This window comes from Mesorhizobium sp. LjRoot246, assembly GCF_964254115.1.
Lineage (GTDB): Bacteria > Pseudomonadota > Alphaproteobacteria > Rhizobiales > Rhizobiaceae > Mesorhizobium.
Genome location: NZ_CAXUSN020000001.1, coordinates 311,137 through 334,166, shown reverse-complemented (window position 1 = coordinate 334,166; position 23,030 = coordinate 311,137). Strand labels below are relative to the sequence as shown.

Annotated in this window: 21 protein-coding genes; 8 read left to right on the top strand and 13 right to left on the bottom strand. The window is 62.9% G+C overall.

Annotation, left to right across the window (positions count from 1 at the left end; translation table 11 throughout):
• Positions 1–2: 2 nt before the first annotated feature.
• Positions 3–818, bottom strand: a complete 816-nt coding sequence (locus tag ACSQ3L_RS01525; RefSeq protein WP_436158329.1) for an alpha/beta fold hydrolase — start codon at positions 816–818, stop codon at positions 3–5.
• 259 nt (positions 819–1,077) lie between these two features.
• Here ACSQ3L_RS01525 and ACSQ3L_RS01520 point away from each other — a divergent pair, with 259 nt between their 5' ends.
• The 4 genes from ACSQ3L_RS01520 to ACSQ3L_RS01505 all read left to right on the top strand — a co-directional run bounded on the left by ACSQ3L_RS01520 (position 1,078) and on the right by ACSQ3L_RS01505 (position 4,500).
• The gene (locus tag ACSQ3L_RS01520) at positions 1,078–1,302 is read left to right on the top strand and encodes an aa3-type cytochrome c oxidase subunit IV (protein WP_127267396.1); all 225 of its coding nucleotides are present in this window, start codon (positions 1,078–1,080) and stop codon (positions 1,300–1,302) included.
• Between the two features lie 85 nt (positions 1,303–1,387).
• Complete coding sequence (locus tag ACSQ3L_RS01515) at positions 1,388–2,671, top strand: Re/Si-specific NAD(P)(+) transhydrogenase subunit alpha (RefSeq protein ID WP_436158328.1); 1,284 nt, start codon at positions 1,388–1,390, stop codon at positions 2,669–2,671.
• Positions 2,671–3,096, top strand: a complete 426-nt coding sequence (locus tag ACSQ3L_RS01510; RefSeq protein WP_032921464.1) for a proton-translocating transhydrogenase family protein — start codon at positions 2,671–2,673, stop codon at positions 3,094–3,096. Before ACSQ3L_RS01515 ends, ACSQ3L_RS01510 begins: the two co-directional genes overlap by 1 nt.
• Positions 3,097–3,102: 6 nt before the next feature.
• Positions 3,103–4,500, top strand: coding sequence for an NAD(P)(+) transhydrogenase (Re/Si-specific) subunit beta (locus ACSQ3L_RS01505; RefSeq protein WP_436158327.1), 1,398 nt, complete (start codon positions 3,103–3,105; stop codon positions 4,498–4,500).
• A 180-nt stretch (positions 4,501–4,680) separates the two neighbouring features.
• Here the strand turns inward: ACSQ3L_RS01505 and ACSQ3L_RS01500 are convergent, their stop codons facing one another.
• Positions 4,681–5,625, bottom strand: coding sequence for a LysR family transcriptional regulator (locus ACSQ3L_RS01500; protein WP_436158326.1), 945 nt, complete (start codon positions 5,623–5,625; stop codon positions 4,681–4,683).
• A gap of 166 nt (positions 5,626–5,791) precedes the next feature.
• On the opposite strand from ACSQ3L_RS01500, the gene ACSQ3L_RS01495 reads away from it, so the two are divergent.
• From ACSQ3L_RS01495 to ACSQ3L_RS01485, 3 genes are all read left to right on the top strand, one after another.
• Positions 5,792–6,622, top strand: coding sequence for an NAD(P)H-dependent oxidoreductase (locus tag ACSQ3L_RS01495; protein WP_436158325.1), 831 nt, complete (start codon positions 5,792–5,794; stop codon positions 6,620–6,622).
• A gap of 1 nt (position 6,623) precedes the next feature.
• Positions 6,624–6,914, top strand: a complete 291-nt coding sequence (locus tag ACSQ3L_RS01490; protein WP_436158324.1) for a hypothetical protein — start codon at positions 6,624–6,626, stop codon at positions 6,912–6,914.
• A gap of 171 nt (positions 6,915–7,085) precedes the next feature.
• Positions 7,086–8,549 (top strand): hypothetical protein, encoded by a 1,464-nt coding sequence (locus tag ACSQ3L_RS01485; RefSeq protein WP_436158323.1) that lies wholly within the window; start codon positions 7,086–7,088, stop codon positions 8,547–8,549.
• Positions 8,550–8,563: 14 nt separating this feature from the next.
• Here ACSQ3L_RS01485 and gyrB read toward each other — a convergent pair whose 3' ends face one another.
• From gyrB to ACSQ3L_RS01470, 3 genes are all read right to left on the bottom strand, one after another.
• Positions 8,564–11,035, bottom strand: coding sequence for a DNA topoisomerase (ATP-hydrolyzing) subunit B (gene gyrB / locus ACSQ3L_RS01480; RefSeq protein ID WP_436158322.1), 2,472 nt, complete (start codon positions 11,033–11,035; stop codon positions 8,564–8,566).
• Between the two features lie 161 nt (positions 11,036–11,196).
• Positions 11,197–13,782 (bottom strand): caspase family protein, encoded by a 2,586-nt coding sequence (locus ACSQ3L_RS01475; RefSeq protein WP_436158321.1) that lies wholly within the window; start codon positions 13,780–13,782, stop codon positions 11,197–11,199.
• A 123-nt stretch (positions 13,783–13,905) separates the two neighbouring features.
• A complete protein-coding gene (locus ACSQ3L_RS01470) occupies positions 13,906–14,475 on the bottom strand; it encodes an NADPH-dependent FMN reductase (RefSeq protein WP_436158320.1) in 570 nt (189 codons plus the stop codon).
• Positions 14,476–14,679: 204 nt separating this feature from the next.
• On the opposite strand from ACSQ3L_RS01470, the gene ACSQ3L_RS01465 reads away from it, so the two are divergent.
• Entirely contained in the window at positions 14,680–16,047 is a 1,368-nt protein-coding gene (locus tag ACSQ3L_RS01465; protein ID WP_436158319.1) for a cytochrome P450, read from the top strand.
• 29 nt (positions 16,048–16,076) lie between these two features.
• Here the strand turns inward: ACSQ3L_RS01465 and ACSQ3L_RS01460 are convergent, their stop codons facing one another.
• From ACSQ3L_RS01460 to ACSQ3L_RS01425, 8 genes are all read right to left on the bottom strand, one after another.
• Entirely contained in the window at positions 16,077–17,054 is a 978-nt protein-coding gene (locus ACSQ3L_RS01460) for a complex I NDUFA9 subunit family protein (protein ID WP_436158318.1), read from the bottom strand.
• Between the two features lie 116 nt (positions 17,055–17,170).
• The gene (locus ACSQ3L_RS01455) at positions 17,171–17,623 is read right to left on the bottom strand and encodes a DoxX family protein (RefSeq protein WP_436158317.1); all 453 of its coding nucleotides are present in this window, start codon (positions 17,621–17,623) and stop codon (positions 17,171–17,173) included.
• A gap of 195 nt (positions 17,624–17,818) precedes the next feature.
• Positions 17,819–18,046, bottom strand: coding sequence for a hypothetical protein (locus ACSQ3L_RS01450; protein ID WP_436158316.1), 228 nt, complete (start codon positions 18,044–18,046; stop codon positions 17,819–17,821).
• A gap of 295 nt (positions 18,047–18,341) precedes the next feature.
• On the bottom strand, positions 18,342–19,343 hold the full coding sequence (locus tag ACSQ3L_RS01445; protein WP_436158315.1) for an Ldh family oxidoreductase: 1,002 nt from the start codon (positions 19,341–19,343) through the stop codon (positions 18,342–18,344).
• A gap of 154 nt (positions 19,344–19,497) precedes the next feature.
• Positions 19,498–20,307 (bottom strand): ABC transporter permease, encoded by an 810-nt coding sequence (locus tag ACSQ3L_RS01440; protein WP_436158314.1) that lies wholly within the window; start codon positions 20,305–20,307, stop codon positions 19,498–19,500.
• Positions 20,307–21,020, bottom strand: coding sequence for an ABC transporter permease (locus ACSQ3L_RS01435; RefSeq protein WP_436163361.1), 714 nt, complete (start codon positions 21,018–21,020; stop codon positions 20,307–20,309). Before ACSQ3L_RS01435 ends, ACSQ3L_RS01440 begins: the two co-directional genes overlap by 1 nt.
• Before the next feature lie 141 nt (positions 21,021–21,161).
• Positions 21,162–21,962, bottom strand: a complete 801-nt coding sequence (locus tag ACSQ3L_RS01430; RefSeq protein ID WP_436158313.1) for a transporter substrate-binding domain-containing protein — start codon at positions 21,960–21,962, stop codon at positions 21,162–21,164.
• A 54-nt stretch (positions 21,963–22,016) separates the two neighbouring features.
• On the bottom strand, positions 22,017–22,829 hold the full coding sequence (locus ACSQ3L_RS01425) for an ABC transporter ATP-binding protein (protein ID WP_436163360.1): 813 nt from the start codon (positions 22,827–22,829) through the stop codon (positions 22,017–22,019).
• Between the last annotated feature and the right edge of the window lie 201 nt (positions 22,830–23,030).

The following is a 23,030-nucleotide window of genomic DNA, read 5'->3' as shown; positions in this document are numbered from 1 at the left end:
CGTCAGCAGGCGAAGAAGCGCAAGGCGGCGGCTACGATCGCTTCCGGGGCATCTTCCTGCATGAGATGGCCGGACCCTGGAATGAGGGTCAAGGCGCAATCCGGCAGCAGGGCCGCGAGCGTGTCACCGCTCTGCGGCGGTATCCAGCGATCCTCTTCTCCCCACAGCAAGGCCACCGGGCAGCGGAATTTGGCATAAAGCGGTTCGACCTCGTCGGTGAAACGCTGATCCATCTGGGCGATCTGGCGATAAAAAGCCGGCCGGCCAATTGGCCCCATCCATGGCGCGACATAAGGCTCCAGTTCGTTCTCTGACAAGGGCCTCGCCGCGGCGCCTGAAACATACGCTCTCAGGATCGCCGCTTGAATGTAGTCCGGCACGCCGGCAAAGGCGGATTCATGTTGCCGGACATGCTGGACAAAGGGCGAGCCCCAGGGCCGCACCGCCACCGGGTCGATCAGCAGCAGCCTTTCATAGTCGCAACCGTCGATCAGATGTGCACGCAAGGCGGTGGCGCCGCCGAAATCATGGGCGATGACTTTCGGGCGCTCGAGCTTCCAGAAGGCCAGCATCGCCGCCAACGCCTTGTTCTGGATGCCCAGCGAAACATCTTGGCCTTCCCGTTTGTCGGATTGCCCATATCCAGGGAAATCGTAGAAATACAGCTGGTGGTCGCGCGCCAGCTCCGGAGCGATCCGGTGCCAGACATGCGACGAAAACGGCGTCCCATGGATGAGCACAAGCGAGGGTCCTGAGCCGATCGTGTCCCATGCGATGCCGGTGCCGTTCCAGTCAAATCTCTGTGTCAGCGAGATCATGGCGTTTCACCCTTCGGCCAATGGTGATCGCGACAATAATCTTCCCTTATGTCGGCAAAAATCGCGAAATTATCACAGCATGTTCAAAGACGCTGACAGGGCCACAGGTTCCGGCTGTGGTCGACCTTCAGAGCCGCGTCGGCGGCCGGCTTCAATTTTCCTTTGAGGCAGTTGTCGCCTGCGATGCGGCAATAGCGCCATTGCTCTCGGCCCGGCTTTTCGCTATGTGCCTGAAAGATGTCTTCGAAGGGGTATTCCTATGGCTGATCACTCGCCGACCGGTCCTGTCGAACTGGGCGCGAAGATGGACTATGCCGAGCATGACCGCACCTATGCGGGTTTCCTCGCGCTGGCCAAATACGGATCGCTTTTCTGCGGCGCCCTGCTTCTGGCGATGGCCTTCGGCTTCTTCGCGGGCGGCTTTTTCTCGGCGACCATCCTGTTCGTGCTGATTATGGCCGTCGGCGCCTTTATCCTCCGATAGATTTTTCCGACACCTTGTCCACGGCGCCGCCGCGAGGCCGGCCGGCGTCTTGCGGGAAATAGCTTCCGGCCGAAAGGATCATGCGGTGGGACAGACGGTTTTCATCCCTCGTGAACTCGATGCCAACGAGCCGCGCGTTGCGGCTTCCCCGGATACGGTGAAACGGCTGGCGGCGCTGGGCTTCGACGTCGTGGTCGAGACCGGCGCCGGCACGCGGTCGCGCATCCCCGACGAGGAATTCGCCAAGGCCGGCGCCGCCATCGGCAAGGTTGCGGATGTCGCCAAGGCCGATGTGGTGCTGAAGGTACGCCGGCCTGGTGATGCCGAGCTGAAGAGCTACAAGCCGGGTGCGGCGGTCATCGCCATCATGGATCCTTATGGCAACGATGCGGCCGTCGCCGCCCTGGCCAAGGCCGGTGTCACCGCCTTCTCGATGGAATTCATGCCGCGTATCACCCGCGCCCAGTCGATGGACGTTTTGTCCTCGCAGGCCAATTTGGCCGGCTATCAGGCGGTGATCGACGGCGCTTCGGAATATGATCGCGCACTGCCGATGATGATGACGGCGGCCGGCACCGTGCCGGCGGCAAAGGTCTTCATCATGGGCGTCGGCGTTGCCGGCCTGCAAGCGATCGCCACCGCGCGCCGGCTTGGTGCGGTCGTCACCGCCACCGACGTTCGTCCCGCCGCCAAGGAACAGGTTGCCTCGCTCGGCGCAAAGTTCCTCGCGGTCGAGGACGAGGAGTTCAAGGCGGCCGAGACCGCCGGCGGCTACGCCAAGGAGATGTCGAAAGAGTACCAAGCCAAGCAGGCTGCACTCACCGCCGAGCACATCGCCAAGCAGGACATCGTCATCACCACGGCGCTTATTCCCGGCCGCCCGGCTCCGAAGCTGGTGTCGGCTTCCATGGTCGCCTCGATGAAGCCGGGCTCGGTGCTCGTCGACCTGGCGGTCGAGCGCGGCGGCAATGTCGAGGGCGCCGAAGCCGGCAAGGTCGTCACCACGGCCAATAACGTCAAGATAGTCGGCCACCTCAATGTGCCCGGCCGCATCGCCGCGTCCGCCTCGCTGCTCTATGCCAGAAACCTATTCGCCTTTCTCGAGACGCTGGTCGACAAGACGACGAAGACGCTGGCCATCAACCGGGACGACGATCTGGTCAAGGCAACGATGCTGACCGACGGTGGCAAGATCGTGCATCCGTCTTTCGCAAAGGCCGACCAGCAGCCGCGTATCGAGCCGGCCGCAATCCCGGCCAAGACCATGGTCGCCGACGCTTCCGACAAACCCGCTGCCGCAAAGAAAGCCGCGTCCAGGAAATCGGCCGTATCCAAGTCGCCCTCGTCGAAGTCGAAAGGCATTGCGTGATGGATCAGACCTTGCAGAAAGCCCTCGACCAGCTCGATCAGGCGAGCGCTGCCGTCCGGCTGGCGGTGCAGAACCTGGCCAATGCTCCAGGTGGCGCTGAGGCGGCAGGTGATGCCGCGCACGCGCTGTCCGGCGGCGCCATCGATCCCTTCGTCTTCCGCTTCGCCATCTTCGTGCTGGCGATCTTCGTCGGCTATTACGTCGTCTGGTCGGTAACCCCGGCCCTGCACACGCCGCTGATGGCCGTCACCAACGCCATCTCCTCGGTCATCGTCGTCGGCGCGCTGCTTGCCGTCGGCATCGCCGCCTCCGGCATTGCCGCGGGCTTCGGCTTCGTCGCGCTGATGCTGGTCTCGGTCAACATCTTCGGCGGCTTCCTCGTCACCCAGCGCATGCTGGCCATGTACAAGAAGAAGGACAAGTAGAGCGCCATGAACGCCAACTTCGCGTCCTTCCTCTACCTCGTCTCCGGCGTCCTGTTCATCATGGCGCTGCGCGGCTTGTCGCACCCGACCACCAGCCGCCAGGGCAACCTCTACGGCATGATCGGCATGGGCATCGCCATCGCCACCACATTGGCGCTGGCAACCCCGTCGGCCGGCCGTTTCGGCCTGATCGTGCTCGGCCTCGCCATCGGTGGCGGCGTCGGCGCCGTCACCGCGCGCCGCATCGCCATGACCTCGATGCCGCAGCTGGTCGCCGCTTTCCACTCGCTGGTCGGCCTTGCCGCCGTCATGGTGGCCGCTGCCGCCATCTATGCCCCTGAAAGCTTTGGCATCGGCACGGATGGCGACATCCACGCCCAGGCCCTGATCGAGATGAGCCTTGGCGTCGCCATCGGCGCCATCACCTTCACGGGCTCGGTCATCGCCTTCCTCAAACTCGACGGCCGCATGTCTGGCAAGCCGATCATGATCGGCGGCCGCCACTTCATCAACGCAGCACTTGGCATCGCGCTGATCGTGCTGATCGTGCTTTTGGTCACCACCGAATCGAAGCTGGTGTTCTGGCTGATCGTCGCGGCTTCGCTGGTGCTCGGCATCCTGCTCATCATCCCGATCGGTGGCGCCGACATGCCGGTCGTCGTGTCGATGCTCAATTCCTATTCAGGTTGGGCGGCGGCCGCACTCGGCTTCACGCTCGGCAACCTGGCGCTGATCATCACCGGCGCACTAGTCGGCTCGTCGGGTGCGATCTTGTCCTACATCATGTGCAAGGGCATGAACCGCTCGTTCATCTCCGTTATCCTCGGCGGCTTCGGCGGCGAGACGGCGGCAGCCGTCAGCGACGGCATCGAGCGCACGGTCAAGCAGGGCTCGGCCGACGACGCGGCCTACCTGATGATGAACGCCCAGAAGGTCATCATCGTGCCCGGCTACGGCATGGCGGTCGCCCAGGCGCAGCACGCGCTGCGCGAAATGGCCGACAAGCTCAAGGCCAATGGCGTCGACGTCAAATACGCCATTCACCCTGTCGCCGGCCGCATGCCCGGCCACATGAACGTGCTGCTTGCCGAAGCCAACGTGCCTTACGACGAGGTGTTCGAACTGGAAGACATCAACTCGGAGTTCGCGCAGGCCGACGTCGCCTATGTCATCGGCGCCAACGACGTCACCAACCCGTCCGCCCGCGACGACAAGTCGTCGCCGATCTACGGCATGCCGATCCTCGACGTCGACAAGGCTCGCACCTGCCTGTTCGTCAAGCGCTCGCTTGGTTCCGGCTATGCCGGCATCGACAACACGCTGTTCTACAAGGACGGCACCATGATGCTGCTCGGGGACGCCAAGAAGATGACCGAGGAGATCGTCAAGGCGATGGATCACTGATCTGGATAATGCATGTCGCCCAAAAGTGACCTCGGTTTTGGGAGAACGACATGCATAAAAACAAAGACCTAAAGCGCGTCACATGAATCTGTTTCAGCGCGACGCGCTTTAGGCCGACAAACATGGCTCACAACGAGCGATGCAGTCGAGGAATTCACGAAATCGATTGGCTCTCCATCGTCACTGGGGACTAGCGTTCGTGGCAGCACTGCCGCGCTCGCTGGTCCAGGCGTTGATCATCGAGACAATAGTCTCTCGGATCCAGCGTTGGCCGCTATGTCCATGACCGCGCTCGTGCCACATCATGCCCACCGCGAACCCTTCCACGGGAAACGGGCAGTCGATCAGCTTCAGCTTGTCGGTCCGGTCGTGGACCAGCCGTTCCGGGACCAGGGCCACGAAATCGGACTGGGCCACGATCTCGGGAACAAATAGGAATGAAGCCGCCGACAGCACCACGTTGCGGCTGTGTCCAAGCGCAGCCAAGGCGGTGTCAACCGGGGTGATGAAGTCACCTCCGATCAGGGACACGATCACATGCTCCATTCGAGCATATTCCTTGACCGTGACCCGGCCATGGAGCTGCGGATGGTCGCGACGGCCGATAAGCACATAGCGCTCGTCGAACAGGTGCCTCGTGCGCAGACTTAGCGGCGCGGCTTGCGGCGTCATGAGCGCCAAGTCGACATCGCCGCGCCCCATCTGTGCTTCCAGTTGCGGCAAATCAAGATTTCGCATCGCCACACGCACACCGGGCGCACTCGTCCTGAGTTTCATGACAAGCGGTCTGACAATCGCTGCCTGCAGATAGTCCGTGCAGGCGATGGTGACCGTCAACCTGGCCTTCGATGGGTCGAAATTTCTATTCGTGGCGACAGTCGAGCGAACCTGATCAAGGGCGTGGCGCAATGGCTCGAGCAGTTCGATTGCCTTGGCGGTCGGCGTCATCCCGCGCTGCACGGGAATGAGCAGCGGGTCGTCGAACACATGCCTGAGGCGATTGAGCTGAGCACTGACCGCCGGTTGACTGAGGTGCAGGCGCGCGGCCGCCTTGGTCACGTTCTGCTCCACCAGCAACGCTTCCAGGGTGATCAGCAGGTTCAGGTCGAGGCGTTTGCTATCCATGGCTTGGATGGTAGCCGAATAGTTTTGCAATTTCCAATATAGCTCAGGTAAGGGAAACTCCAACCGCCAAGAGGAAAAGGCGGCCGGCTGTGCGCTCCGGCTGCATCGGACAGGAGTGCACGAAACGGCTCTTTTCCCCCGGCGGTCTCGAATGGAGAATGAAATCATGAAGAAGACGGTTCTGATCGTTCATGCACAACCCGAACCCACATCGCTAACCCGCCACCTCGTCAACACCGGTGTCGAAACGCTTGAGAGGCAAGGGCACAAGGTCTTGCTGTCGAACCTGTACGGCATGAACTGGAAAGCTACGTTCGATGAACATGATTTTCCGTCCCGCCTCGACCCGAGCCGGCTTGGGTTCATTGCGGAGTCCGAACATGCCTATGGCAACGGGGCGCAGACCGCGGATGTCGAAGCCGAACAGGAAAAAATCCTGGCCGCTGACGCCGTGATACTGCAGTTTCCGCTTTGGTGGTTCGGCATGCCGGCAATCCTCAAGGGCTGGGTCGACCGCGTCTTTGCATACGGCCTGGCGTATGGCTTCAAGAAGGCCGGCAACAAGTATCGCTACGGCGATGGTGCCCTGAAGGGCAAACGGGCAATGTTGTCCGTGATGATCGGCGGTCCGGAGAAGGACTATTCGCCGCGAGGCATCAACGGGCCGCTGGAGCAGTTGCTCTTCCCCATTACCCACGGCACGCTATTCTTCCCCGGCATGAGCGTGCTGCCCACCCATGCGGTCTACGGAACCGGAAGCATCACGGCCGAAGGCGTGGCAGCGGCGGAGGAAGGTTGGCGTCTTCGCCTCGAAGGTCTTTTCAATGACGCACTCATTCCCTTCCGGTCGCAAAATGGTGGGGATTATCCAGACGCTCACGTCCTGGCCAGTCATGTCGCCGTAGGTCAAAGCGGGTTGCTGGCGCATATCGCGAGCAGGCAACTTGCCCCGCGATCCGCCGAGACGGCCCCTCAATCTGTTGATATTGGAGCGTGACGTGAAGACCGTCGTGATATTGACCAGGCGGCCAGATGCCACCACGGATGACCTGGCAAGGCTTCACCGGGCGGAGCTCCTGGCTGCGTGGGCGGGCATCGCGGCCGGTTCCGTGCGTGCGATCCATGGGTTGCAGGAAGGCGGCGCGGTGCTGGAGATGGAGACGAGCACGATGGACGAGGTCAAGAGCTTCGTCGAGTCCTTGCCCTATGTGGAGGAGGCGTTGCTTAACGTGCGGTATTGCCCGCTCAAGCCGTTTGTGGGCTTTGCGGACCTTTTCGCACCCGTCTAGGTTCGAAATCCCCTCACTCGAGGCCAAGGATCACTGAGCGGCGATCAGCGCCGAGACATGCCAAGAAACGCCCGGCTTCGCGCCGGGCTTTTTCTTGGCTTGTCGGTGGTTTCGACGCTACGATGACGGATGCCTGTCCCGCCGAAGGGACTGTCGTCAGCGGAGACGTTGGTGCCTGACCCCATCACATCGCCGCCCGCCGGAAAGGCGCCACGCAAGCCTGGCCAGGCGGTGGTGATCGTGCATGGCATGGGCGAACAGCGGCCGATGGATACGCTGCGCGGCTTTGTCCAGGCTGTCTGGAGCCATGACCTCGGCCGAGCGCCGTTTTACGCCCATGTCGCCGATCCGGCCGACCCCGCCGGCGCGACGATCAACCAGAGTTGGATCACACCCGACAGCCGGACAAATTCATACGAACTTCGCCGCATCACCACGCCTTATGATGTCGATGGCCGTCGCACCGATTTCTACGAGCTTTACTGGGCCGACATCACGCAGGGCACGACACGGGGCCGGCTTGCTGCCTGGGTGACAAATCTGCTGTGGCGCAAGCCGTCCGATATTCCTCCCGACGCCCGCCAACTCTATCTCGTCACGCTTCTTGCCGTCATCGTCGTCCTGTGCGCGGCGCTCGCGCTCGCGACGTCGGTTTGGCAAGGCAACATTTCCTGGCTCGCCGGCACGCTCGTCACCGTCCTGGCATCGCTGATCATCTGGGCGGTGGACCGGTTTGGCCTTCCCTATTTCGGCGATGTCGCGGCCTATGTGCGCGCGGAAGCGGCAACCGTCGAGAAACGCGCGCTGATCCGCGAGCGCGGCCTGAGGCTGCTGAAGCGTCTGATGACGGACGACAGCTATGACCGGATCGTGCTGGTTTCGCACAGCCTTGGATCGATGATCGCCTATGATCTCCTGCAGATATTATGGGCTGATTTCCGGCCCCGAAAATTGGAGGCCATTCGCGACAAAGCGAAACTGAAGGCGATCCGCGCCATCGACAAGGCGACGCTTGTTGTCGACGGCTCGGCATGGCCCGGCAGCCTGGACGATCTTGCCGGTTTCCGGCGCAATCAGTGGGAGCTGTATCGGCAGCTGCGCACAGGGGATGCCGACCATCGGCCCTGGAAGATCAGCGATTTCGTCACGCTTGGCAGCCCGCTCACCCACAGCGAGTTTCTGGTGACGTACAATCTCGCCGAATTCAGGCGTGGCATTGCCGAGCGATTGTTCTCGGCCTGCCCGCCGATTGCCGAGGGGGCGGCGGCCGGTGGCACTGTGCTTTATCAGGAAGGGCGCAGTCCTTCAGGCAAGCCGCAACGTGCCGTGCACCATGGCGCGGTGTTTGCGGCGACGCGCTGGACCAACATCTTCGACAGTGGCAATGGCTGGCTGACCGGCGACCCGATCTCCGGGCCGATGGCGGAGAATTTCGGCCCGGGCGTGGAGAATGTCCAGGTCGAGCTGCGCGGCTCGCTTGGTCGCGTCTTCACTCACACCCTGTACTGGTCGCTTACGGCGACCGGTGTCGAGGTCGCCGCCGGCGCCCGGCCTCGCTCGCACCTTGCCGTGCTGCGCGACGCTGTCGACCTCGGCCGCAAGCTGGAGGCACCGCCGACGATCCCGCAAGCGTAGAAACGGATCGGAGATCAAATGTCCAGGTTGGCGACCGACAGCGCGTTGTCCTGGATGAATTCGCGCCTCGGCTCGACCTCGTCGCCCATCAGCCGCGAGAACAGACTATCCGCGTCGGTCGCGTCATTGACTTTGACCTGCAGCAGCGAGCGCACATTCGGATCGAGCGTGGTTTCCCACAGCTGCTCGGCGTTCATCTCGCCGAGACCCTTGTAGCGCTGCATGGTCAGGCCCTTGCGGCCGGTCGCAAAGACCGCATTGAGCAGCGCCAGCGGCCCCGAGATGGTTTCGGAGACATCCTTGCGGCGCAGCACCGGCGGCGTCCCGTAGACCTCGCTGAGGCGCTGTGCGTAGCGGTCGAGCTGACGCGCATCGGCCGAATTGATCAGCGCCAGATCGAGATGCGCGTATTCCTTGACGCTGCGCACCGTGCGCTCGAACACATAGCCGCCGACGCCTTCGTTCGAGGTCGACATGCGGCCGGTCCAGCCGCGCTCGGTGTCCTCGGCGATGATGTCGAGGCGTTTTGCAATCCGCTCGGCCATGGCGTTGGCGCGGCCGAGATCGGTGAACACGTCCGGGTTGAGCCCGCCGGCGATCGCCGCCTGTTCGACCACGCCCCTGTTGTAGCGCGTGTGCAGGCCGTTGATGAGCTGGCGCACCGCCAGCGCGTCGTCGATTGCGCCGCGCAGGTCCTGCCCGATGCGAACCTCGCCCGAGCCGAGCGTAAGCGAAGCTTCTTCCAGCCCCGAGCCGATCAGGAATTCCTCGAAGGCGCTCTCGTCCTTGATGTATTGCGAGCTCTTGCCGCGTGTCACTTTGTATAGCGGCGGCTGGGCGATGTAGAGATGGCCGCGCTCGATCAGCTCTGGCATTTGCCGGAAGAAGAAGGTGAGCAGCAGGGTTCTGATATGGGCGCCGTCGACGTCGGCGTCGGTCATCAGGATGATCTTGTGGTAGCGCAATTTGTCGGCATTGAACTCGTCCTTGCCGATCGAGGTGCCGAGCGCGGTGATCAGTGTTCCGATCATGTCGGAGCCGAGCATTCGGTCGAAGCGTGCCCTCTCGACATTGAGGATCTTGCCGCGCAACGGCAGGATCGCCTGGTTCTGGCGCGAACGCCCGCCCTTGGCCGAGCCGCCGGCGGAATCGCCCTCGACGATGAAGATTTCGGATTTCGCCGGGTCGCGTTCCTGGCAGTCGGCCAGCTTGCCGGGCAGGGAAGTGACGCCGAGCGAGCTCTTGCGGGTGATGTCGCGCGCCTTACGCGCCGCTTCGCGCGCCGCCGCGGCCTGGATCACCTTGTCGACGACCACCTTGCCTTCGCTCGGGTGCTCTTCAAGCCAGGTGCCGAGCGCTTCGTTGACCAGCCCTTCCACCACAGGACGGACTTCCGACGAGACCAGCTTGTCCTTGGTCTGCGAGGAGAATTTCGGATCGGGAACCTTCACCGACAGCACCGCGGTCAGGCCTTCGCGGCAATCGTCGCCGATCAGCGAGACCTTTTCCTTCTTGGTCAGGCCCGAGGATTCGCCATAGCCGGTGATCTGACGCGTCAACGCGCCGCGAAAACCGGCCAGATGCGTGCCACCATCGCGCTGCGGGATGTTGTTGGTGAAGGCCAGCACGTTCTCGTGGTAGCTGTCGTTCCACCACATCGCCACTTCGACGGTGATGCCGTCGCGCTCCGCCTTGATGGCGATCGGCTTGTCGATCAGCGGCTTCTTGACCCGGTCGAGATATTTGACGAATTCTTCGAGGCCACCATCATAGTGCAACTCATGGCGCACGACGTCGGCGTGACGGGCATCGGTCAAAATGATGCGCACGCCGGAGTTGAGGAAGGCAAGCTCGCGCAGCCGGTGTTCCAGCGTGCCGAAATCGAACTCGACCATAGTGAAGGTCTCGGACGACGGGAAGAAGGTGATCTGGCTGCCGCTGCGGCCCTCATAGGTGCCCGGCTGCTTGTCCTGCTCATAGTTGCCGGTGGCCTTCAGCGGCGCGTCGGCATTGCCATGTGTGAAGCTCATCTCGAAAATCTGGCCGTTGCGGCGGATTTTCAGCTTCAGCCAGGCCGACAGCGCGTTGACCACCGAGACGCCGACGCCATGCAGGCCGCCCGAGACCTTGTAGGAGTTCTGGTCGAACTTGCCGCCGGCATGCAGCTGCGTCATGATCACTTCGGCCGCCGAAATGCCTTCTCCGGTGTGGATATCGGTAGGAATGCCGCGGCCATTGTCGATCACGGTGACCGATCCATCGGGGTTGAGCGTCACTGTGACGAGGTCGGCGTGGCCAGCCAGCGCCTCATCGATGGCGTTGTCGACCACCTCATAGACCATGTGATGCAGGCCCGAACCGTCGTCGGTATCGCCGATATACATTCCAGGCCGTTTGCGGACAGCATCCAACCCCTTCAAAACCTTGATGGAATCGGCGCCGTATTCGGCTTCAGCGCCGTTGTTGTTCTCGATCTGATCGCTCATGAAAACCTGTTGTCTGGATGCCGCTTGTATGGCGCAAAAAACCCGCGCCGAATCGCGCCTCTGATATGCATTAGATATAGGCGAAAAAGACGGTTTTTCCAAGGATTGCAGGCATTTCCCGGGGAATGAGCCGGCTGTCCATGACGGGCTCTCGCCAGGCCCTATTTCACTTTGGCCAACCGGTCCCTGAGAAACTTGATCATGAACTTGTATCGCGGCGCCAGACGCCCGCTGCGGTCGAGCTCCAGCGTCATGTCGAGCGCTTGCGAAAGCACGGCCTTCGGATCCTTTGCAACCTGGGCGTAGTCGATCATGGCAACCACAAGATCGCGTTGCCAGGTGGCATTGTTCGGGTCGGACTGGGCAAGCTGCTGGCGGATGTCGAGACTGTCCTGGAAAGCCTGGCGTGCGCCCTTGATGTCGCGTTGCCTAGCTTTGAGCATGCCGATTTCGGAAAGCGTGATCGACAGGTCGCGCTGCCAGTCGGCATTGGCTGGATCAAGCTTGGCCAGCCGGTCGGCGATAGCGAAACTGTCTGTATAGGCCTGGAGCGCGCCCGCCCGGTCGCCTTGTATCGCCAGAATGCCGGCGACCTTCTCCAGGCTGACCGAGAGGTCTCGTTGCCAGTCGGTGTTGGCGGGATCGTTGGCCGCCAGCACGCGGGCTATTGCGAGCGCTTTCCGATAGGCAGCAAGCGCATCCGGCCATTTTTCCTGGTCGCTCAGCGCATTGCCGATCTTGGCGTTGCCGACCGACAGGTCGCGCTTCAACTCGCTGTTGCCGGGGTCGTGGCCCACCAGCCGCTCGACGATCGCCTGGCCCGCCCGATAGGAAGCGAGTGCGCCCGCCGCATCGCCGCGCTCGCGCTTGAGGTCGCCGATCGTCTCATGGCTGACCGAGACATCGCGCTGCCGCTCGGCATCCCGCGGCTTCTTTTCGGCCAATGCCAATCGGATATTCAGGCTCTCCTCATAGGCTGTCTGGGCGTTGTCCAACTGGCCGGCGGTGCGCGCCAGCGCGCCGATCTCGTCATAGCTGATGGTCAGGTCGCGCTGCAGCTCGGCGCGCTCCGGTTCGTTGTCGGCAAGCTGCTTCTTGATCGACAGGCTTTCCCGGTAGACCTGCGAGGCCCCAGCCAGATCGCCTTGCGTCACCAGCACATCGCCGATCTTGTCGTCGGCCATGGCGAAGTCACCGAACCATGGCAGACGATCGGGCTCGGTCGCGGTCAAATCCCTGAGCATGGTTCTGGCGGTCTGATAATTCTCCAGCGCTTCCGGCAGGTCGCCCTGCGCCAGCTTGATGTTGCCGAGCTTGATGTGGCTGACGGCAAAATCGCGCTTGACGCTCGGGTCGGTTTCCCGGGCCGAACGCAGCTCGAGATTGGACACCAGAGCCGCAAAGGCGCGGCCTGCCGCACCGGTGTTGCCGACAAGGGTGTAGAGCTTGCCGAGTTCGTCCAGCGTGCGGATCTGGCGGTCGGCCTCGTCCAGCGTCAGATCGGTTTGTCCGGCCTCGCCGTAAAGGGCCAGCACCGATTCATAGTCCTTGATAGCCGTAGCGTAATCGAGATCGGCGCGCGCTGCGCCGCCGGACAGAAAACGCGTCGCGGCCTCGGACAGCGTGCGGCTGACGAAATTGGCCTTCAAGGCGTTGCGCGAAACATTGTCGATGTCGGCGGCCTTGGCGAGGATGGCGCGGGCGCCATCGAAGGCGCCGAGCGATAGCTGCTCCTCGGCCAGCCTGCGCAATTCCGTCACCTGCGGATCGTCGGAGGCGAGCGTCCTCATTTCGCTGCGCACCTTGACGAACGCGTCGGCCGCCTCGTGCAGCCTGGCATTCAGGCTGTCCGCCGAAAGGTGGCTGCTGTCGGAACTGATCAGCGCGCCATAGAGCGGCGCCAGCGGCATGTCGGCATCGCTGGCGATCTGCTCGACTTCACCGCGCATTTCCGGTGTCACATCGGCCATGGCAAGCAGCAGGCGCTCGCGCTCCGGCAATTGTTCCCTGGCCGCTGCGGCAAAGAACAGTTTTGGCAGTCCGCTTTCGACGTAAGGCAGCTGCCTGCCGCGCGACAGGTCATAGACCTCCTGCTGCACCAAGGTCAGCACCGAGCGGATCTCGAGCCCGTCGGTGCCGAGATATTTGGTCAGCGCTGTCGTGAACGGCGAGTTCTGCCCGGTTCCGTCGGCGGCCGTCTCGCCCGGCGCCGCTGAAAAGGCGAACAGGATGTTTTCGGCGCGGCCAGTCCGGCCGAGACCCGGCTTCACCTTGTCGGCGACATCCTTTGACAGCGACGTCGCGCTGCGCCCTTCACCGCTGCTTCCCGAAAAGGGATCGCTGCGGCAGGCGTCGAGCACGATCAGGCCGACCTTGGCGGTGGCGGCCACGGTGTCGCGCACCTCTTCCAGCGGCAGGCTGGTCTTCTCCAGCGCATCGAGCGAGGAGGCGTCGGCGTCGACCGGGAGCAGCCGGTTGTCGCCCGAGATTTCGACGCCATGGCCGGAGAAATAGACCAGCGCCACGTCGGCCCCCTTGGCATCCTCGCGAAAATCGTCGAGCGCTCGGCGCATGCGTCTGAGGTCGCGATTGGTCTCGAAGACGACCTCGAAGCCGAGCTTCTTCAGCGCCGCTCCCATCGCCTCGCCATCATGGACCGGATTGGCAAGTGGCCGGATCAGGCGATAGTCGCCATCGGCGATGACCAAGGCCACGCGCCGCTCAGCCACCGCCGTGGCGGTGGTCATGAGCATCAGCAGAAAGGCAAACAGCAAGCGCAAATTGAACCGCCCCCGGCTCGTTCATTTGCGCGAGCATTCCACCTCTTTACGGCATGAGCAAGCCGGGCTTTTGGCCGGAAACCGGCGCTTTCAGGCAGCCCGCATCGGCTTCAAAGCCTCGCTCCAGCGCAACAACTCGTCGAGCATGGTTTTGGCTCCGCCCCGCACCTGTTCGCTGGCGTCGAAAGCGCCGTTTTCGTCGAGCAGTTTCTGATACATTGGCAGCGCAACGCCCTCCGAGATCGGCATGACGCCGACCGAAGTCAGCAGCGGCTTGAGGGATTGCGCCGCGCGCAGGCCGCCGGAGACGCCGCCATAGCTGAGAATGGCGGCGGCTTTGTACTTCCATTCGCGCGAGAGATAATCGATTGCGTTGACGATCGCCGGCGCCACGAAATAATTGTATTCCGGTGCCACGAACACAAAGGCATCGGCGCCATCGATCGCCTTGGACCAGGCTTTGGTATGGTCGTTCTGGTAGTTGCCAAGCCTTGGATGGTGCGGTTCGTCCAGCACTGGAAGCCTGAAAGTATCGATGTCGGTCAGCACCGGCTCGAATTTTCCATGCTCGCGCGCGAACGTCTCCAGCCACTCGGCGAAAACCGGTCCGGCACGGCCTGGCCGCGTGCTGCCTATGATGATGTTCAACTGGTGTTTCAAGGCGGGCTCCTTCGTTTGGCGGTATCTGTTGGTGACCTATGGCAGAGCGCGGCTGCGGGGGGCAAGTCGACACCGGCGGGGAGGCGGTCACAATCGGCTGAACGGACTGCCTGCCGCACGTCCCTGGTCGCGCAAATTGTGCCTGCCGGTCACATGGACGCCCGCATCGTCAGTCACTACATTGGGGTATCAGCGGAGCAGCCCATGGACATCCAGCCTGCCCCCTTCGTTCCCCCGGCACCGAAGCCGCGCACGACGCCACCCTCGACGTTGGAGATGATCCGCATCGTCTACCGCAACCCGCTCGAATTGTGGGGTGAGCATACCTATAACGAGCCCTGGATTTCGGTGAATGGCGTTGGTGGACATCTGGTCATCGCCAACGATCCCGGCTTGATCCGCCACGTGCTCGTCGACAATGCCAGGAACTACAAGATGGCGACGGTGCGCCAGAAGATCCTGCGGCCGATCCTGCGCGACGGTCTGCTGACCGCCGAGGGTGAGGTCTGGAAACGGTCGCGCAAGGCGATGGCGCCGGTGTTCACGCCGCGCCATATCTTCGGCTTTGCCCAGCCGATGCTCAGGCGCACGCAGGAATTCGTCACGCGTTACGAAAATGGCGGCACGTCTGATATCGCCCATGACATGACGCTGCTCACCTACGACATCCTGGCCGAAACGCTGTTCTCCGGCGAGATCGCTGGCCAGCCTGGCAGTTTCGCCAACGAGATCGACCGCCTGTTCGAGACGATGGGACGCGTCGATCCGCTCGACCTGTTGCGCGCGCCCGACTGGCTGCCGCGGCTGACCCGCATCCGCGGCCGCAAGACCATGGCCTATTTCCGCAAGATCGTGACCGACACCGTCAAGATCCGCGAAGCGAAATTCAAGCGCGACCCGAATGCCGTGCCGCAGGATTTCCTGACTCTGCTGCTCAAGGCGGAGGGGCCGGAGGGGCTGACGCGGGCCGAGGTCGAGGACAACATCATCACCTTCATCGGCGCAGGCCATGAGACGACGGCGCGCGCGCTCGGCTGGACGCTTTACTGCCTTGCGGAATCACCGTGGGAGCGCGACCGGGTCGAGCAGGAGATCGACCAGGTGCTGGCGCGCGAGCCCGATCCGACGAAGTGGCTCGACGCCATGCCGTTCACGCGTGCGGCTTTCGACGAAGCGCTCAGGCTCTATCCGCCGGCGCCGTCCATCAACCGCGAGCCGATCGAGCCGGAAATGTGGAAGGATCTTTATATCCCCAAGCACGCCGCCGTGCTGGTGATGCCATGGGTCGTCCATCGCCACCGGAAACTGTGGGACCGGCCGAACGCCTTCCTGCCGGAGCGCTTCCACCCGGGAAACCGTGAAAAGATCGACCGCTTCCAGTATCTGCCGTTTGGCGCCGGCCCGCGCGTCTGCATCGGCGCCAGCTTCGCCATGCAGGAAGCGATCATCGCGCTCGCCATCATGCTGTCACGCTTCCGCTTCGACACCACCGCTGAAACGAAACCCTGGCCGGTGCAGAAACTGACCACGCAGCCGCAAGGCGGTCTGCCGATGCAGGTCACACCGCGATAGGCGTGACACCTTCAAGCTGCGGTAATGAACTAAGCAGCAGGCTTGCGCTGCTGGAACTGGCCGGCGGCACGGAAGCGCCAGAGGTAACTGGGCAGGATCGTCGCGATCGATTGCGGCTGGATGCCGAGTCCGGCCAATGTCCGGTTGGCCTTGTTCGCCGCATCGGAAACGATGTTGTGCTCGCGCAGCTGCATCACCTGGTCCTTGGTCAGCAGCGGATTGGGCAACAGACCGAGGATCGATGCCTGGATGTTGGCCACCCACCACGGCACGGGCACCAGCAGGCGCTTGCGCTCGATCACCTCAAGCAGTTCTTCCATGCATTGCTTGAAGGTGAGCACTTTGGGACCACCCAGTTCATAGATCTGTCCGCCATCGACCTTGCCGTCGACCGAGCGCGCCACCGCTTCGGCGACGTCGCCGACATAGACCGGCTGGAACTTGGTCTGGCCGCCACCGATCAGCGGCAGCACCGGCGAATAGCGCGCCATGTTGGCGAAGCGGTTGAAGAAGTTGTCCTCGGGTCCAAAATTGATCGACGGCCGGAAGATCACTGCGTCCTTGATCGTCTCCAGGATGGCCTTTTCGCCAAGCGCCTTGGTGCGTGCGTAGTGCGATTGCGACTCCAGATCGGCACCAAGCGCCGAAATATGAGTCAGCCCGGCGCCAACCGAGCGTGCGGCCTCGGCCACCGCGCGGGCGCCGAACTCGTGCACGGCGGAGAACTTCTGCCGGCCGCTCTCATGCAGGACGGCGACCAGATTGACGACGTGGTCGGCACCCTGCACGGCACGGTCGACCGACCAGCGCACGCGCACATTGGCCTGCACCGGCTGAATCTGGCCGACATTGCCGAGCGGCTGCAGGTGGCCGGCGAGGTCGGGCCGCCGGCAGGCGACGCGGATGCGATAGCCGCGCTTGGCCAGCGCGCGCACGACATGGCGGCCGACAAAGCCTGACCCGCCAAAGACGACGACGAGCTTTGGGGTCTGCAGGATTTCGGTCATGGCTGGCTCCGGCGCTCGCAGGCTTGGCTGAAGCCGTTTCATAATCCGTTTCGCGCCAAAGGCAAAGGGCGACGCGTGGTCGCTGCCCCTTGTTTTGGCCTTGTCAGAACGTCCTGTCAGAATGCCTTGCCGATGCGGGCGTCGACCGAATGGCGGTTGCCGCCGCGGACGGCGAAGAAGAGCAGGATCGCCGCCCACAGGAGCGACTTTTCCGCGCCCGAAAAGCCTTGGCTCATGGTCACCCAGTGGAACCACACCGTGACCAGCAGCACGAACAGGCCGGCAAAGGCGGCCGGCCGCGTCAAAAGCCCGATGGCGATGAAGATGCCGCCAAAGAATTCGGTGCAGGCCAGAAGCAACGACCACAACGCGCCCGGATAGAAGCCGAGACCCTCGACCATCTCGGCGGCGCCGAAAGGGTTGGTGATCTTCTGCGAACCATGGATGGTGAGAAACCCGCCGGCGACGACGCGAAGAACGGTTTCCGCACCATCATGCAGGGTTGCGTAGAACCTGCCAAGGGCTGGGATGACAAGGCTGTTGCGGGAATTGTCCGTGCTTGCCGACATTGTAACTCCTCTGTTTGCTTGATCAGCGCAAACGGCCGGTCTGGTCGGGCGAAGTCAAATAAACAAAAGTTGACCAAAATACGAATGTTTTAGCATTGCACAGACGAAACGCAGAAAACCCCGCCGCAGCGGGGTTTTCCGGGTGACATCCATGCGAAGTCAGGGGCCGACGGAGCGGCCTGACCTGAGACGGTATCAGGAGGGCGTGAAGCAAGTACGCCCACCCCAGCCCTGAACATCCGACATGGTGCCACCGACCTTTTTGCAGGCCGCGACGAAATCGGCGCTGCAGTTGGCGAATTTTGCATGGCCGTTCTTGCAGTAATGATCCTCGGTGGCGCCGCCGCTCGGGGCGGTGATGACGCCCGGGCTGGACGGCTTGACCGGCGCGGCTTTCAGGCTGGCTGCCTGTGCGGCACCCATGAACGAGCCGAGAAGAAGGACGGCGTCAGCATGGTGATCTTGGTGTTGGTCATGGCAATTTCCTTTTGATTTGGGTTGAGTTTCCCGAGGCGCAAAGGAACATCCTTTGCGTGAAACAGGCTTTCGCTTTCGGTTGCTGCTCCCCTCCGTGTGGATCGGGCAAGCTCGCCTTGCCCTGGACAAAGCTGGGTCGCGGCAAGGCTCGGAAAGGTTCAGCGGCGCGCAAAGAAAATCGCACCGCGCCACGCCGCAGGCGGGCAGATATGAGATAACTATCTGATATGTAACGGGTTATTCAGGAAGAGTAGCGGGCTGCGAATTCGGAAATGCGCTGCACCACCGCCTTGGACGCGGTGATGCCCCGTGCTTGCGCCTTCTCGGCGGCCTCGGCCCGGGCACGGCCGGGCACGTGCACGCCGAAGCGCCGCCGCAGCCGGTCTAGCTGGTCCTTCATCCGCTGCTCGAAATCCGGATCGAGCAGCTTGGGCTCGACCGCAAGCACGAACAGCCCGGTGCCGGGACTGTCCGGTCCGCCGCTGAACCATGGCGCGTCGAGTGACCAGTTGGCGCCCGACAGGCCCGCCGCCAGCACTTCGACCATCAGCGCGATGTTGGCGCCGCGCTGGCCGCCGAAGGCAAGCATGGCGCCCTTCATGGCGGCAGCCGGATCGGTGGTCGGGTTGCCGCTGGCGTCCAGCGCCCAGCCTTCGGGTATTGTCTTGCCGTCCTCGGCCGCCTTACGGATGTTGACGAAGGCGGTGGCGCTCGACGACTGGTCGATGACCAGCGGCGCGCCGTCGGCTGCGGGTGCCGCAAACGACATCGGATTGGTGCAATAGACCGGCTTGATCGAGCCCGAGCCGGCAAGCACGGCCGGGCCGTTGGTCGCGGCGAAAGACACCAGCCCCAGTGCCGCCAGCCTGCCGGTGAAATAGCCGAGCGCGCCGCATGTATAGGCGTTCTTCTGCGAGAAGATGGCGACGCCGAACAGTTTTGCCGCCTTGGCGAGGTCGTCGATGGTGCGGTCGAAGCCAGTATGCGCCAGCCCGCCGCGCGCATCGGAAAGATAGACCGCGAGCGCCGGCCGGCTGATCACCGGGTCGGCATTCCCGTCGATGCGTCCGGCTTCCAGCGCCTCGAGATAATCGATGAAATGCGACAGCCCAACGGAGGAAAGCCCTTCGGCCTCAGCTGATATGATCGAAGCAGTGAGCGATTGTGCCGCTTCCTCATTGGCGCCGGCGCCAAGTGCCGCCATCCGGCACAGTCCTTTTGCCTGGTCGAGACTGAGTTGCATGATGGCAATCCTAGGGGAATAGGGGAGTAAGGGAATAGGGGAATGGTGAGCAGTGAATAGCGAATGGGGATGGAATTGTGAACGTGAATAGTGGCTGGCTACTCCCCTACTCCCCTACTCCCCTACTCCCCTACTCCCCTACTCCCCTACTCTCCTAGCCGATCTTGTTCGGGATCCTGGCCTCGATCCTGCCGAAGGCGAAGACGAGAATGCCGGTGATCGTCATGTAGATCAGCGCCAGCAGCAGCAAGGGCTCGTAGGTGAGGTAGGTGTCCTGCCGCACTTTGGACGAAACGGCGAAGATGTCGATGACGCTGATCGTCGCCACCAGCGGTGTCGACTTCAACTGCAGCACGGTCTCTCCGGTCAGCGTCGGCAACGCCCGGTAGATGGCTTGCGGCAGCCAGATGCGCCGAAACGCCTTCCAGCGGCTCATGCCGAAGGCGCGGGCCGCCTCGAGCTGCCCCTTCGGCACGCCGGCAAAGGCGCCGCGCATCACCTCGCCCTCATAGCCGGCGAAAGACAGGGTCAACGCCAGCACGCCATAGGGCCAGGCTTGCCGCAGATACGGCCACATCCAGGATCCGCGGATCCACGGATATTGCGGAAACAGCGAGCCCAGGCCGTAATAGAGCAACCACAATTGGATCAGCAGTGGCGTGCCCCGGATCACCGTGCAGAACACCTTGGCGGGCGCGGCGAACCAGAACGAGCCGGCGGCCTGCGCCAGCCCCAACGGCACGGCGAGCAGGAAGCCCAGCACACAGGTGACGGCCAGGATCCACAGCGAGCGCCAGATGCCGATCAATCCCATTTCATAATATTGCGGCAGCCAGTCCCAGCGCATGAAAAAGGCGGCCGACAGAACCAGGCCCAGTGCGATCAGGATCAGCACGATGCGGTGCGGCTGCAGCCACAGCGACGTTCGCGCGACGACGTTGATGATGGCCGCTTCGTTGGCCATCAGCGCGCCTCCTTGAGCGAAGGCATTCCGCGCCGCGACCAGGCCTCGACCCGGCCGATGATGAGATTGGAAAACAGCGATAAGAGCAGATAGAGCACGCCCGCGGCGAAAAAGAAGGTGAAATAGGCTTTGGTGACGCCGGCGGCCTGCCGCGTTGCCAGCGCCAACTCGTAGAAACCGACAACCGCCAGCAGCGCGGTGTCCTTGGTGGCGATCAGCCAGAGATTGGCGAGGCCCGGTATGGCGAAGGGCAGCATGGCCGGCAAGGTGATGCGCCGCAGCATCAGGCCGGGAGACATTCCATAGGCGCGGGCGGCTTCGATTTGCCCCTGCGGAATGGCCAGGATCGCGCCGCGGATCACCTCGGTGGAATAGGCGCCCTGGACGAAGCCGAGCACGGCGATGCCGGCGGCAAGGCCGCTGACGTCGATACGCTGATAACCCATCGCCGTCAGCGCCTGGTTGATCAGATCGGTCCCGGCATAATAGAGCAGCAGGATCAATACCAGTTCTGGCACGGCGCGTACGATGGTGGTGTAGACCGCCAGCAGATCGCGCACCACCGGCCCGCCATAAAGCTTGCCATAGGCACCACCGGTGCCGATCAAAAGACCGAGGCACGTGGCGCCCAGCGCGATCTCGATCGAATGCAGCAGCCCAACCAGAAGAGTCCCGCCCCAGCCCGGCGGGTAGGGCGAGAGAAGTTCGATGATGCCGGCCGCCGAGGCCGAAAGAAATGCGTCGATCAGCGTCGCCCCCGGATTGCTGGCGTCAGCCGCTGGCCATTCTCGTCAGCGGTTTCGGCGAAACCGCACGGCGGGATGCCGTGCGGCTTTGCTCATGCGTGGGCGATGTCAGTTCGACTGCGCGCCGCCACCGCCGTAAATGTCAAAATCGAAGTATTTCTTCGAGATCTCGTCGTATTTGCCGTTGGCACGGATCGCCTTGATGCCGGCGTTGATCTTGTCCTTCAACTCGGTGTCTTCCTTGCGCACACCGGCGCCGACGCCCGGTCCGAGCACTTCGTCGTCCGGAGCGACCATCCCCTTCAGGTCGCAGCAGGCCTTGCCCTGGTCCGACTTGAGGAATTCGCCAAGCGCGATGGAATCGGCCTGCACCGCATCGAGGCGGCCGGCGGCAAGATCGTTGTTGGCTTCGTCCTGGGTCTGGTATTCCTTGATCTCGGAAGCCGTGGCGCCGAAGTGCTTTTTGGCGTAGACGGCGTGCACGGTCGACACCTGAACGCCGATGACCTTGCCCTTGAGATCGTCCGGAGCGGGGCCGAATTTCTGGTCCTTCGGTCCGATGATGGCGGTCGGGGTGTTGTAGTACTTGTCCGAGAAGTCGATCGTCTTCATGCGTTCGCCGGTGATCGACATCGAACTGACGATGAGGTCGATCTTCTTGGTCGTCAGCGCCGGGATGATGCCGTCCCAGGCAACCGGGGTGATGACGCAATCGAGCTTCTCCTCGGCGCAGACGGCGTCGATGAACTCGATCTCCCAGCCGACCCACTTGCCCGAAGCATCCGGCGAGGTGAAGGGGGGATAGGGCTCGGCGGCGACGCCGATCTTGACCGGATCGGCCTTGGCCACGCCCATGGCGGCGACGCCGAGCAGCAGCGCTGCGGCGAATGTCTTCAGAACGGTTTTCATTTCACGACTCCCAGTTTGTTGTTGGTTCCCGGTTTTCTTCCGTCCCGGCCTGTCCTAGCCGATGTTGCGGATGAACTGCTTCAGTCTTTCGGATTTGGGCGCGCCGAAGATCTGCTCGGGCGGGCCTTCTTCCTCGACCAATCCATTGTAGAGATAGACGACATGCGTCGCGACCTCACGGGCGAACTTCATCTCGTGCGTGACCAGCACCATGGTGCGGCCTTCGCGCGCCAGGTCGCCGATCACCTTCAGCACCTCGCCGACCAGCTCGGGGTCGAGCGCCGAGGTCGGCTCGTCGAACAGCATGACGCGCGGATTGATGGCCAGCGCCCGGGCGATCGCGGCGCGCTGCTGCTGGCCGCCCGACAGATAGGCCGGATAGACGTCGCGCTTTTCCGCCAGACCGACGCGGGCGAGCAGCTTTTCGGCCTCGCTGATCGCCACATCGCGCTTGACGCCAAGCACATGCACCGGAACCTCGATGACGTTTTCGATCAGCGTCATGTGGCTCCACAGATTGAAGTTCTGGAACACCATGCCGAGCTTGGAGCGGATCCGCTCGATCTGCTTGCGGTCGGCCGGAACCGTGTGGCCATGGCTGTCGGCCTTGAGCTTGATCTCCTCGCCATTGACGCGGATGATGCCGCTGGTCGGGTTTTCCAGGCAGTTGATGCAGCGCAGCAGGGTCGATTTGCCGGAGCCCGAACCGCCGATGATGGCGATGACCTCGCCGTCGCGCGCCGACAGCGAGACGCCCTTCAGCACATGCAACTCACCGAACCTCTTGTGCAGGTTCTCGACATGGATGGCTTCGGCGGCGCCGTCCTGCGCCGTGTGTTTCAATGCGGGTGCGGCGCTTTGCACCATCATCCCGGATGCGGCGCTTGTAGCCGTCATTCCTTCGACGCTCCGCGGAGCGGTCGAGCCCGTCGCTGCTGGTATGTTTTACCCATTACCCGTCACTGGACAGAGTTCCCATTCTCAGGATGGACCGTTCCGCTTGCCTCCGTCAACCATGGTTTTTGGACTATTGATCACAGCTTGCTGTAGTGGTTAGTGGCGCCAACG

Excerpts from the sequence above, each read along its gene's own strand:
- ACSQ3L_RS01450 (WP_436158316.1), bottom strand. The coding sequence starts at position 18,046 with ATGGGTGCCGCACAGGCAGCCAGCCTGAAAGCCGCGCCGGTCAAGCCG.
- ACSQ3L_RS01500 (WP_436158326.1), bottom strand. The coding sequence starts at position 5,625 with ATGGATAGCAAACGCCTCGACCTGAACCTGCTGATCACCCTGGAAGCG.
- gyrB (WP_436158322.1), bottom strand. The coding sequence starts at position 11,035 with ATGAGCGATCAGATCGAGAACAACAACGGCGCTGAAGCCGAATACGGC.
- ACSQ3L_RS01460 (WP_436158318.1), bottom strand. The coding sequence starts at position 17,054 with ATGACCGAAATCCTGCAGACCCCAAAGCTCGTCGTCGTCTTTGGCGGG.
- ACSQ3L_RS01455 (WP_436158317.1), bottom strand. The coding sequence starts at position 17,623 with ATGTCGGCAAGCACGGACAATTCCCGCAACAGCCTTGTCATCCCAGCC.
- ACSQ3L_RS01520 (WP_127267396.1), top strand. The coding sequence starts at position 1,078 with ATGGCTGATCACTCGCCGACCGGTCCTGTCGAACTGGGCGCGAAGATG.
- ACSQ3L_RS01505 (WP_436158327.1), top strand. The coding sequence starts at position 3,103 with ATGAACGCCAACTTCGCGTCCTTCCTCTACCTCGTCTCCGGCGTCCTG.
- ACSQ3L_RS01465 (WP_436158319.1), top strand. The coding sequence starts at position 14,680 with ATGGACATCCAGCCTGCCCCCTTCGTTCCCCCGGCACCGAAGCCGCGC.
- ACSQ3L_RS01425 (WP_436163360.1), bottom strand. The coding sequence starts at position 22,829 with ATGGTGCAAAGCGCCGCACCCGCATTGAAACACACGGCGCAGGACGGC.
- ACSQ3L_RS01475 (WP_436158321.1), bottom strand. The coding sequence starts at position 13,782 with ATGACCACCGCCACGGCGGTGGCTGAGCGGCGCGTGGCCTTGGTCATC.
- ACSQ3L_RS01430 (WP_436158313.1), bottom strand. The coding sequence starts at position 21,962 with ATGAAAACCGTTCTGAAGACATTCGCCGCAGCGCTGCTGCTCGGCGTC.
- ACSQ3L_RS01525 (WP_436158329.1), bottom strand. The coding sequence starts at position 818 with ATGATCTCGCTGACACAGAGATTTGACTGGAACGGCACCGGCATCGCA.
- ACSQ3L_RS01445 (WP_436158315.1), bottom strand. The coding sequence starts at position 19,343 with ATGCAACTCAGTCTCGACCAGGCAAAAGGACTGTGCCGGATGGCGGCA.
- ACSQ3L_RS01440 (WP_436158314.1), bottom strand. The coding sequence starts at position 20,307 with ATGGCCAACGAAGCGGCCATCATCAACGTCGTCGCGCGAACGTCGCTG.
- ACSQ3L_RS01495 (WP_436158325.1), top strand. The coding sequence starts at position 5,792 with ATGAAGAAGACGGTTCTGATCGTTCATGCACAACCCGAACCCACATCG.
- ACSQ3L_RS01510 (WP_032921464.1), top strand. The coding sequence starts at position 2,671 with ATGGATCAGACCTTGCAGAAAGCCCTCGACCAGCTCGATCAGGCGAGC.